Raw genomic sequence first — 10,244 nt, forward strand, 5'->3', positions numbered from 1 at the left:
GGACAACAGGCTGGCCAGCACTTGAGGCCCGCTCTGATAACTTTGCCCACGGTAGAACGTACCGCTGAGTTCGACACGCTCCGGCAGACGCTTGATCTCAGGCGCTACGCTCCCCGCGCAGCCAGCCAGGCCGGCAACGCAGCCAACGATCAGTGCCAAAGATCGAATTCGAGAAAATACCCGCACCATCATCACTCTCTTGTTCAGACGCCAGGCGATCACGCAGCCGGCTTGGCCGTCGATCATAGGATGCCGCGCGACAGCGGTATAGCCTTAACCGGCAGTTGTTTGCATTTGATAGAGCGAACGGGTTGATGACAGGCGACCTTTGGTCAATAGCCTGAAACACAGCAACGGCTAGACTGTCCTTTACCAAGGAAGAGTGTGCGCCCGCGGCAGGGCAAAGAGGAGGCACTGATGAGCCTGACAATGACCATTGTGATGTTGATTTCCGGCTGGCTGGCAGTGGCCGCCGCCATGTTGTGGGGCGTTTTGCRCATTACCCGTCGGCACCATCACCACCCGATTAAATCGGCGCCCGCGGCCAAAACCGATAAACCGGCTACACACCCCATCACCGCGCACTGACTGGCGCTTTTCAGTCGTACAAACAAAAAACGGCCGCCTGGACTCTCGCAAGTTCAGGCGGCCGTTTCGTTTATCGGCGATTAAGCTTCTGCGGCAACGCGCCTCTGTTTGGCCCGCCGCGACAGCATGTTCAAGCCTTCGATCGTCGCCGAGAACGCCATGGCCGCGTAGACATAGCCTTTCGGTACGTGGGYGCCGAAACCTTCGGCGATCAGCGTCATGCCGATCATGATCAAGAAGCCCAGCGCCAGCATCACCACCGTCGGATTGTCGTTGATGAACTTGGCCAACGGGTCAGCAGCCAGCAACATCACCAGGACCGACACCACCACCGCAATGATCATGATCGGCAAATGCTCGGTCATGCCGACAGCGGTAATGATGCTGTCGATGGAGAACACCATGTCGAGCATCAGGATCTGACCGATGGCGGCGGCAAAGCCCAGGGTCACGGTCGAGGTGGCCGACGTCGGATCTTCCGGCGACGGGTCCATGCTGTGATGAATCTCGGTGGTCGCCTTCCACAACAGGAACAGGCCGCCGGCGATCAGGATCATGTCCTTCCAGGAGAACGCGTGGCCGAGAATGTCGATCACCGGTTCAGTCAACTGGACGATAAACGCGATGGTGCTCAACAGCGCCAGGCGCAGGATTAACGCCATGCCGATACCAATGCGCCGCGCCTTCTGGCGATGCTGCTCGGGCAGCTTATTGGTGAGGATCGAGATGAAGATCAGGTTATCGATGCCGAGCACGATTTCCATCACCACCAACGTGGCCAGGGCGACCCAGGCGGTAGGGCTTGCAGCGAGTTCTAAAAGGTATTCCATGGGTCAGTCCTGACTCGTTGTAGACGGTTTAGATTTCCTGGGACGAAGAATCGGTTTTGCCCGTCTCTTTGGCCGGTTGTTCTTTCTTGCTGATCAGGCCACTCGTGGCCTCGCTCAACGCTTGTTCTGCGGCTTTGTGGGTATCGTCGATCGCCTGTTTGGCGCTTTCGGCGGCCTTGCCCATCAATTGCTGAGCACTTTTCTCGGCCTGGTCGCAACCGGCCAACACCAGTAAAGAGGTGATCAGCAGCGCGGTGGTTTTAAGCTTCATGATGCTTTCCTCGATAGAACAGACAGAACCGAAAGGCAATCCGTCGATAGCGAGGCAGTCTAAAGAGGCAAATACTTCAGGAAAATTCGTATTTTCAGCGGTTATACTTCGGTTTTTACGAATCCATAGCAAAACACACGCTACGGGGAACATGAATGCTGAATTATCGACAGCTGCATTATTTCTGGGTGGTGGCCAAGACCGGCAGCATCGTGCGCGCCTGCGAGCAGTTGAACCTGACGCCACAGACCATCAGCGGGCAGATTTCCCTGCTCGAACAAACCTATGGCATTGAATTGTTTCGCCGGGTCGGGCGGCAACTGGAACTCACCGAAGCCGGACGTCAGACCCTGCCCTATGCCGAGCAGATGTTTCAACTTGGGGGCGAGCTGGAGCTGATGCTGCGGGCGCAGCCCAATGAGCAACAGATTCTGTTTCGGGTGGGCGTCGCCGATGTGGTGCCCAAATCCATCGTCTATCGCCTGATCGCGCCGACCATGGAGTTGAGCGAGCCGCTACGCATCACCTGCCGCGAAGACAAACTGGAACGATTGCTCGCCGACCTGGCGATTCAACGCCTCGACCTGGTGATTTCCGACAGCCCGATGCCCTCGCATCTGGACATCAAGGGCTACAGCCAGAAGCTCGGCGAATGCGGTATCAGCTTCTTCGCCACCGCCGAACTGACGGCGCGATACGGCCAGGATTTCCCCCACAGCCTGCACGGCGCCCCGTTGTTGATTCCCGGGCCGGAAACCGTGGTGCGCAGTCGCTTGCAACGCTGGTTTGCCGAACAGCAGATCCAGCCGCGAATCGTCGGCGAGTTCGACGACAGCGCTTTGATGCAGGCTTTCGGCCAATCCGGTAGCGGGATTTTCATCGGCCCGAGCGTGATTGCCGACGAGGTGAAACGCCAATGCGGTGTGGAGTTGATCGGCCAGACCGACGCGGTGCGCGAGTCGTTCTATGCCATTTCGGTGGAACGCAAGGTCAAGCACCCCGGCATTGTCGCCATTACCGAAGGTGCCCGACGCGAGCTGTTCACCGAGATGTAAAGCCTCAGGCGCAGACTTCGCGAGGTTTGAAGGTCATCAGCGCCATGGCCAGGAGAATCGAAACCAGGATAAAACCGGCTGCGGCGAAACCCAGTCCACCCAGGCCCACACTGTCGATCACCCGGCCGCCAACCATGGCGCCCAGGCCGATCCCGAGGTTGGCCCCGGCAATGTTCAACGACGCCGCGAAGGCCGGCGCTTCAGGCGCCGCCTTCATCAACCGCACATGACTGACCAGGAACAACGCCGCCTGGGTCACCCCCCAAATCCCCATCGCCGCCGCCAGCCCCAGCGGCGAGTGAATGTTCGGCACCAGCGTCACCATGCCGGCAATCATGAACGCGCAAAACGTCATAGAAGCGATCAGCGGGTGACGATCCACCGCGCGACCGCCCAGCGAGTTGCCGATCAGCCCGACCGCGCCGAAGCCCATCAGACACCAGCCGACCACGGTGCCGTTGAAACCGGCGAGGCGTTCAAGAATGTCGGCCAGGTAGGTGTAGGCGGTGAACATGCCGCTGAACACCAGGATCGACAGCAGAACATGACCCAGCATCAGCGGGCTGCGCAGGATCTTGAACTGCGAACGAAAACTCACCTGATGCTGGTGCAGGCTGGTTTTCGGCAAATAGATAAACAGCAGCAGCGCCTTGGCAAACGCAATCACCGCCAGAATGCCGAAAGCACTGCGCCAACCGAACGCATCGGAAATCAACGTGCCGACCGGAATGCCGAATACGGTGGCGCAGACGATGCCGAAACCAATCTTGGCAATCGCCCGCCCGGCGTAGTCCGGTCCGACGATGTCCACCGCGGTTTCACTGGCCAACGCCCAGAACACCGGCAACCCCAGCGCCGGAATCAACCGGGCAATGGCCATCACCCAAATGTTCGGCGCAAACGCCGCCAGCGTGTTGGCCAGGCCGAACATGATCAACACGCTGATGAACAGTTTGCGTCGTTCAAACCTTGCGAAATACGCTGTCAGGAACGGCCCGAACGCGGCCACGGTGAACGCAAACAGGGTCACCAGCAAACCCGCTTGAGGGATGCTGACGTCCAGGTCACGGGCGATTGCCGGCAACAGGCCGACGATGATGAATTCCGTGGTCAGCACCGTGAAACCGGCGGCGGACAACAGAAGAATGGGCAACAGCATGCAGAACTCCAGGAAAACGACGACACCAGCGACAGCCCGAAGGCCCACTGGCAGAACTAGAAAATGAGGATGGCGAAGCTTAACAGAGTGTTTCCAAACGAAGTTGCACGAACCTGCAAATCGCGTTGAACAATCGGGTGGCAGATCGTCACAGGTCTGAAGGATCGCGGCTACGCTGTGATAAAGTCCGCGACCCGCGAGATTGACACCTTGCTCATCGGCCATTGATTGGCATTGATGTGGCGACCCCTTCGGTTCCCTCCATGTAGCCTGCCCGGCTTTTTGCTGCATGAGCCAAGGAACCCTGCACCCTAATAAAATCAGAGATACCGTTATGACCGCTTCATCCCCTTCTCTTTTGCAACGCCTGAAACGCAGCAGCCTGGTCACGCAAATCATCATCGGCCTGATCGCCGGGATTGCCCTGGCCCTGTTCGCGCCTGAGGTGGCGAAGTCCACCGCCTTCATTGGCAAAGTATTCGTGTCGGCGCTCAAGGCTGTCGCGCCGATTCTGGTGTTCGTGCTGGTCATGGCCTCGATTGCCAATCATAAGCACGGCCAGGAAACCCATATCCGGCCGATCCTGTTTCTGTATCTGCTGGGCACCTTCGCCGCAGCCGTGGTTGCAGTGATCGCCAGTACGCTGTTTCCGTCGAGCCTGGTGCTGTCGACCCAGGACGTTGCGGTCACCGCGCCGGGCGGCATCAGCGAAGTGCTGCAAAGTCTGTTGCTGAGCGTGGTCGATAACCCGGTCAGCGCACTGATGAACGCCAACTTCATCGGCATTCTGGCGTGGGCGATCGGCATGGGCATTGCGATCCGCCATGCTGGCGAGACGACACGCGAAGTGCTGGACGACCTGTCCAATGGCGTGACCGTGATCGTGCGCCTGGTGATTCGCTTTGCGCCGCTGGGGATCTTCGGTCTGGTGGCTTCGACCCTCGCCACTTCCGGTTTCGGCGCATTGATCGGCTATATGCACCTGCTGGCGGTGCTGCTGGGCTGCATGCTGTTCGTCGCGTTGGTGATGAACCCGGTCATCGTGTTCTGGAAACTGCGCCGCAACCCGTATCCGCTGGTACTCACCTGCCTGCGCGAGAGCGGCATCACCGCCTTCTTCACCCGCAGCTCGGCGGCGAACATTCCGGTCAACCTGGAATTGAGCAAACGCCTGGGCCTGCATGAAGACACCTATTCGGTATCGATCCCGCTCGGCGCGACCATCAACATGGCCGGCGCGGCGATCACCATCACTGTGCTGACCCTGGCCGCCGTGCACACCCTGGGCATCGCCGTGGATATTCCGACGGCCATTCTGCTCAGCGTCGTCGCGGCAATTTGTGCCTGTGGCGCCTCGGGCGTGGCGGGCGGTTCGTTGTTGCTGATTCCGCTGGCGTGCAGCCTGTTCGGCATCCCGAGCGAAATCGCCATGCAAGTGGTGGCGGTCGGCTTCATCATCGGTGTGTTGCAGGACTCGGCGGAAACCGCGCTGAACTCCTCCACCGACGTGCTGTTCACCGCGGCGGCTTGCCAGGGTGAAGAGTTGAAGGCGCAGCGTTTGGCGTAAACGCACCGACGAAAACGAAAAAGCCCGCCAAGGCTTACACCTTGGCGGGCTTTTTTGTACCTGGGTGGTTTAGAACGCGCCCATGTAATCGCGCTTGCCCACTTCCACACCGTTGTGACGCAGCAGCGCGTAGGCGGTGGTGACGTGGAAGAAGAACTGCGGCAGACCGTAGCTCAGCAGGTAAGCCTGGCCAGTGAAGCGCTTCTCTTTAGGGGTGCCAGGACGGGTCACGATTTCGATGCCTTCCTTGCCGTTGATCTGCTCGGGTTTGATCTCGCCGATGAAGGCCAGAACCTTGGCGATCAACGCTTGCAGTTCGGCGAAGGTGGTTTCGGTGTCGTCGTATTTCGGCAGTTCGATTTCAGCCAGGCGCGCTGAAACGCCCTTGGCGAAATCAACGGCGATCTGCACCTGACGCACTAGCGGGAACATGTCCGGGTACAGACGGGCCTGCAGGAATGCGTTCGGGTCGATGTTTTTCGCGGTAGCGTGGGCTTCGGCCTTGCTCAGGTTGTTGCTCAGGGCGTTGAGCATTTGCTGGAAAACCGGAACGGATGCGGCGTACAGGGAAATAGTCATGGCAGTCTCGTGTGGTGACGGGAGTAAAAAACGTGGAGCGATTATAGCCATGCCGGCGCGCCCTGCGACTTGTCTTTTATCCAGCAAGGATTAGGCTAGGCGGCTCGACTGCCTAGGGAAAAGCGCGATGAGCACTGAACAAGAGACGACCTTCGACGAACCGCGGCTCAACAGCACGGAAATCCGCATTTTGGGCTCGTTGATCGAAAAACAGGCCACCAGCCCGGAAACCTATCCGCTGACCCTCAATGCCCTGGTGATTGCCTGCAACCAGAAAACCAGCCGCGAACCGGTGATGAACCTCAGCCAGGGCCAGGTTGGCCAGAGCCTGCGCGCCCTTGAAGGTCGCGGCTTCACCCGGCTGGTGATGGGCAGCCGTGCCGACCGCTGGGAACATCGGGTCGACAAGGCGCTGGAACTGGTGCCGGCCCAGGTGATTCTGACGGGGCTGTTGTTCCTGCGCGGTCCGCAGACGGTCAACGAACTGCTGACCCGCAGCGGCCGCATGCATGACTTCGAAGATGCCGAACAGGTGGTGCATCAACTGGAGCGCTTGATCGCCCGAGGCCTGGCGCTGTTGATCCCGCGCCAGGCCGGTCAGCGCGAAGATCGTTACATGCATGCGCTGGGTGATCCGGCGGATATCGAAGCGATCCTCGCGGCCCGACAGAACCCGGTGGAACGTGGCACCGGTGGCGGTGTGTCGGTTGAGCGAATCGAAGAGCTTGAAGCGCGGATTGCGGCGCTGGAAGAACGCCTGGCGCGCCTCGAATAACCCTTCCCGATGTACCGAGTTCCCTGTGGCGAGGGAGCTTGCTCCCGTTCGGCTGCGAAGCAGTCGCAAGGCCGGCAAACTCGGTGTGCTGACTGCTTTGGGGCCGCTTCGCGACCCAACGGGAGCAAGCTCCCTCGCCACAGGTCCAACCGATAATCGGAATTCAGCTCCGGGCAAACGCCACGGCTTTCTGAAACTGCTCATCGGTCGGTCGCACGCCGGTGTACAACACGAACTGCTCCAGCGCCTGGATGGCAATCACTTCCAGCCCGGTGATCACCCGTTTGCCTTCGGCACGAGCACGCACGATCAGCGGTGTTTCCGAGGGAGTCGCCACCACATCGAAAACCGTTTCGGCGGCAGCGATGGCTTCAGGGGGAAACGCCAGTTGATCGGCTTCCAGGCCACCGGTCATGCCGATCGGCGTGACGTTGATCAGCATCTGCGGGCGTTGAGCACCCAGTTCCGCCTGCCATTGGTAACCCAGCGATTCGGCCAGGGCACGCCCGGCGCGTTCGTTACGGGCCACGATCAAGCCGTTTTTGTAGCCGCCATCGCGCAAGGCACTGGCCACGGCCTTGGCCATGCCGCCGCTGCCGCGCAGGGCAAAGGTCGAATCCTTGGGCACCTGGTGGGTTTCGAGCAACTGGGCGACGGCGATGTAATCAGTGTTGTAGGCCTTGAGGTGGCCGTTGGTGTTGACGATAGTGTTGATCGATTGAATAGCCTCGGCCGATGCATCCAGCTCATCGACCAGCGCGATGCAGGCCTCCTTGAACGGCATCGACACGCCGCAACCCCGAATACCCAACGCACGAATGCCGCTGACAGCCCCCGTCAGGTCCTGGCTGCTGAAGGCTTTGTAGTAAAAATTCAGCGCCAGTTGTTCGTACAGATGATTGTGAAACCGCAGGCCGAAATTGCCGGGACGGCCCGAGAGTGACATGCACAACTGGGTGTCTTTGTTGGGGTTCATCTGCATCCGAATCTCCTTCAGTAGCACTTTCAGATGGACGGAATTAACAATTCCACCGGATTGTGGTCGATCATAAGGGTATGTCTGTACCAGACAGCACCGTAAAGAAACCGGTACAGACCTTACACAAAATTTACCCAACGGCTGTGCTGATTTTCAAAAAATTGCTGTCTTAGAAGTATCCCCGCGACAACTTGTGTCTATTGCAGACCCAAGCGCCGGGTCGAAGAACCGAGGACTTATCATGATCCGTAAAATCCCCACAGTAGCCTTGCTGATCGGTGCTCTCGCTATCGCAGGGCAGGCAGAAGCAGGTGGTCGTGGCTGGGAAGGTCCGGCTGTGTTTGGTGCGATCGTCGGCTCGGCAATCATCGGCTCGGCAATTATCGGCCGCGACCGGCCGGTGTATGTAGAGCAACCGGTTTACGCTCAGCCTCAACCGGTTTACGTACAGCCACCGCCCGTTTACTACCAACCGGCGCCGGTCTATGTCCAACAACCGATGTACTACCGCCCGGCACCGATTTATTACGGTCCACCACGCGGCTACTATGGCCCACCGCGCGGCTACTATGGCCATCCCCATGGTTATTACCGTGACGACCGCTGGTAACAGACTCATCAGGCCCCGCCTCAACAGCGGGGCCTTTTTTGTGGCCGCAAGGCGAACGGAGTCTGAATAAATCTCGTCAAGGTCGCTGTCGGGACAGTACCGGCAGGTAAAGTCGGTCATATTTATGTCATGACAGGCCCGCAAGCTTGATCTGTCCATAAACAACAGGTTGATAAAAACAAGGACGACCTCATGCCCACACAAAACCCGCACCGCATTGTCGGCTTGTGCACATCCAGCAAGGTGTACAACGCACTGACCGAGCTCAAGCACCTGGAAGGCCATCGCAGCGCCAAGTTTCTCTCGCTGCTGGCGGAAAACCTGGTGCGCAAAGGCCTGCTCAATGAACAGGAAGTCGTGCATATGCTCGATCAAGTCGTGGACTGATCGCCAACACTCACTGGCATCAATGACGACTATCGAAAGCGTTGATTTTCCACTCAAGCGTCCGATCCGTAAGGTAACCCCACAGATTGATGGAGGTACTTATGGCTCAGGTTCAGATTATGTCCGTTATCGGCAGCGCCGTTCCCGCACCGCTCAGAGCACTGGGATTGCTTGCCTGCTGGTATCTCGTACAGGACGGCGAACCGATCAGCGGCCCGCTCACTTCGCTTCCCGACGCCCAAGCCCTGTCGCAACGTATCGGCTCAGGCCAGCTCAACGCTTAAGGCAGCTGAACCCGCTGTTTGGTATCGACGAAAATCGCCCAGCTCGACATAAACAACGCGGCAATCAACGGGCCGATGACAAAACCGTTCAGGCCGAAAATCGCCAGGCCACCCAGGGTCGAGATGAGAATCAGGTAGTCAGGCATTTTGGTGTCCTTGCCCACCAGAATCGGTCGCAGGATATTGTCCACCAACCCGATCACGAACACCCCGAACAACGCGAGCACCGTGCCCTGCCAAATCGCACCGCTGAGCAGGAAATACGCCGCCACCGGCACCCAGACGATACCCGCCCCCACCGCCGGCAACAGCGACAGGAATGCCATCAACACCGCCCAGAGCAGCACGCTCGGGATATCCAGAAACCAGAAAATCAACCCGCCCAACGCCCCTTGCGTGATCGACACCAGCAAACTGCCCTTCACCGTGGCCCGCACCACCCGATTGAATTTGAGTTGCAAGCGACGCTTCTGGTTATCTTCCAGCGGTATCGCCGCGCGCACTTTGCGCGCCAGTTCAGACCCGTCCCGCAGAAAGAAAAACAGCAGATACAGCATGATGAAAAAACCCACCACGAAATCGAACGTCCCCTGGCCAAAACTGAACGCCTGGGACGCCAGAAACTGACTGCCTTGCATCATGCTCTTGATGATTTTCTCGCGAAGCCCACTCAGTTCACCCATGCCGAAACGATCGAGCAAGTGCTGAAAGTACGGCGGCAAGCTGTGTTTGAACTGCGACACATGCCCGGCAATGTCCAGTTCGCCGCTTTCGATTCGGCCATAAAGCGCCGCACCCTCCTGAACCAGCAAGGTACTGATGATGATTACCGGCAGGATCGCAATCAGCACACATAGACTCAAGGTGCACAGGGCCGTCAGGTTGCGTGACCAACCGAATCTCAGCTGCAACTGATGCTGCAAGGGCGCAAACAGAATGCCGAGGATGGCCGCCCAGAACACCGCACCGTAGAACGGCAGCAGAATCCAGACGAAGGCAACGGTCACCACAGCCAGCAAGACCATCAGCGAAGTGTTCTGGAGCTTCGTTTCGTTCATGTCCGGTCCATGCCAATGCGCAGAAGCGAAAATTCGCGTCCTTATGTTTAGTCCGCCACGGTTGGCGCGAGTGCCATCTGTTTGTTGGTCAAGCATAGATCC

The 10,244-nt window shown here is 58.7% G+C and carries 13 protein-coding genes and 1 pseudogene; 7 read left to right on the forward strand and 7 right to left on the reverse strand.

Annotated features, from left to right (window positions below; genetic code table 11):
- Positions 1 to 246 (reverse strand): annotated as a pseudogene (locus AC1DIS_RS29145) (peptidase C39 family protein); the annotation flags it as partial.
- 171 nt (positions 247 to 417) lie between these two features.
- Between AC1DIS_RS29145 and AC1DIS_RS29150 the strand changes: the two are divergent.
- Complete coding sequence (locus tag AC1DIS_RS29150; protein ID WP_477781265.1) at positions 418 to 588, forward strand: hypothetical protein; 171 nt, start codon at positions 418 to 420, stop codon at positions 586 to 588.
- An 80-nt stretch (positions 589 to 668) separates the two neighbouring features.
- Here the strand turns inward: AC1DIS_RS29150 and AC1DIS_RS29155 are convergent, their stop codons facing one another.
- Positions 669 to 1,418, reverse strand: a complete 750-nt coding sequence (locus AC1DIS_RS29155; protein ID WP_477781266.1) for a TerC family protein — start codon at positions 1,416 to 1,418, stop codon at positions 669 to 671.
- A 28-nt stretch (positions 1,419 to 1,446) separates the two neighbouring features.
- The gene (locus tag AC1DIS_RS29160) at positions 1,447 to 1,689 is read right to left on the reverse strand and encodes a hypothetical protein (protein WP_007940414.1); all 243 of its coding nucleotides are present in this window, start codon (positions 1,687 to 1,689) and stop codon (positions 1,447 to 1,449) included.
- A 155-nt stretch (positions 1,690 to 1,844) separates the two neighbouring features.
- On the opposite strand from AC1DIS_RS29160, the gene nhaR reads away from it, so the two are divergent.
- On the forward strand, positions 1,845 to 2,744 hold the full coding sequence (gene nhaR, locus AC1DIS_RS29165; RefSeq protein WP_138867943.1) for a transcriptional activator NhaR: 900 nt from the start codon (positions 1,845 to 1,847) through the stop codon (positions 2,742 to 2,744).
- 4 nt (positions 2,745 to 2,748) lie between these two features.
- Here the strand turns inward: nhaR and AC1DIS_RS29170 are convergent, their stop codons facing one another.
- Positions 2,749 to 3,903 (reverse strand): MFS transporter, encoded by a 1,155-nt coding sequence (locus AC1DIS_RS29170; RefSeq protein WP_018925413.1) that lies wholly within the window; start codon positions 3,901 to 3,903, stop codon positions 2,749 to 2,751.
- 334 nt (positions 3,904 to 4,237) lie between these two features.
- Between AC1DIS_RS29170 and sstT the strand changes: the two genes are divergently transcribed.
- Complete coding sequence (sstT, locus tag AC1DIS_RS29175; protein ID WP_028941213.1) at positions 4,238 to 5,470, forward strand: serine/threonine transporter SstT; 1,233 nt, start codon at positions 4,238 to 4,240, stop codon at positions 5,468 to 5,470.
- 69 nt (positions 5,471 to 5,539) lie between these two features.
- On the opposite strand, the gene AC1DIS_RS29180 is transcribed toward sstT, so the two are convergent.
- Positions 5,540 to 6,049: a DUF1993 domain-containing protein gene (locus tag AC1DIS_RS29180; RefSeq protein ID WP_019579999.1), complete on the reverse strand. Its 510-nt coding sequence runs from the start codon at positions 6,047 to 6,049 to the stop codon at positions 5,540 to 5,542.
- 127 nt (positions 6,050 to 6,176) lie between these two features.
- Between AC1DIS_RS29180 and AC1DIS_RS29185 the strand changes: the two genes are divergently transcribed.
- Positions 6,177 to 6,824 (forward strand): YceH family protein, encoded by a 648-nt coding sequence (locus AC1DIS_RS29185; RefSeq protein WP_018925410.1) that lies wholly within the window; start codon positions 6,177 to 6,179, stop codon positions 6,822 to 6,824.
- Between the two features lie 163 nt (positions 6,825 to 6,987).
- On the opposite strand, the gene AC1DIS_RS29190 is transcribed toward AC1DIS_RS29185, so the two are convergent.
- On the reverse strand, positions 6,988 to 7,806 hold the full coding sequence (locus AC1DIS_RS29190; protein WP_477743731.1) for a shikimate 5-dehydrogenase: 819 nt from the start codon (positions 7,804 to 7,806) through the stop codon (positions 6,988 to 6,990).
- Positions 7,807 to 8,044: 238 nt separating this feature from the next.
- Here AC1DIS_RS29190 and AC1DIS_RS29195 point away from each other — a divergent pair, with 238 nt between their 5' ends.
- The 3 genes from AC1DIS_RS29195 to AC1DIS_RS29205 all read left to right on the forward strand — a co-directional run bounded on the left by AC1DIS_RS29195 (position 8,045) and on the right by AC1DIS_RS29205 (position 9,084).
- Positions 8,045 to 8,413, forward strand: coding sequence for a hypothetical protein (locus AC1DIS_RS29195; RefSeq protein ID WP_018925408.1), 369 nt, complete (start codon positions 8,045 to 8,047; stop codon positions 8,411 to 8,413).
- A 192-nt stretch (positions 8,414 to 8,605) separates the two neighbouring features.
- Positions 8,606 to 8,800, forward strand: a complete 195-nt coding sequence (locus AC1DIS_RS29200) for a hypothetical protein (protein ID WP_018925407.1) — start codon at positions 8,606 to 8,608, stop codon at positions 8,798 to 8,800.
- Between the two features lie 101 nt (positions 8,801 to 8,901).
- Positions 8,902 to 9,084 (forward strand): hypothetical protein, encoded by a 183-nt coding sequence (locus AC1DIS_RS29205; protein ID WP_018925406.1) that lies wholly within the window; start codon positions 8,902 to 8,904, stop codon positions 9,082 to 9,084.
- Here the strand turns inward: AC1DIS_RS29205 and AC1DIS_RS29210 are convergent.
- The gene (locus AC1DIS_RS29210; protein ID WP_018925405.1) at positions 9,081 to 10,142 is read right to left on the reverse strand and encodes an AI-2E family transporter; all 1,062 of its coding nucleotides are present in this window, start codon (positions 10,140 to 10,142) and stop codon (positions 9,081 to 9,083) included. The genes AC1DIS_RS29205 and AC1DIS_RS29210 overlap by 4 nt on opposite strands.
- Positions 10,143 to 10,244: the final 102 nt, after the last annotated feature.

The organism is Pseudomonas sp. 05N433 (assembly GCF_056396925.1).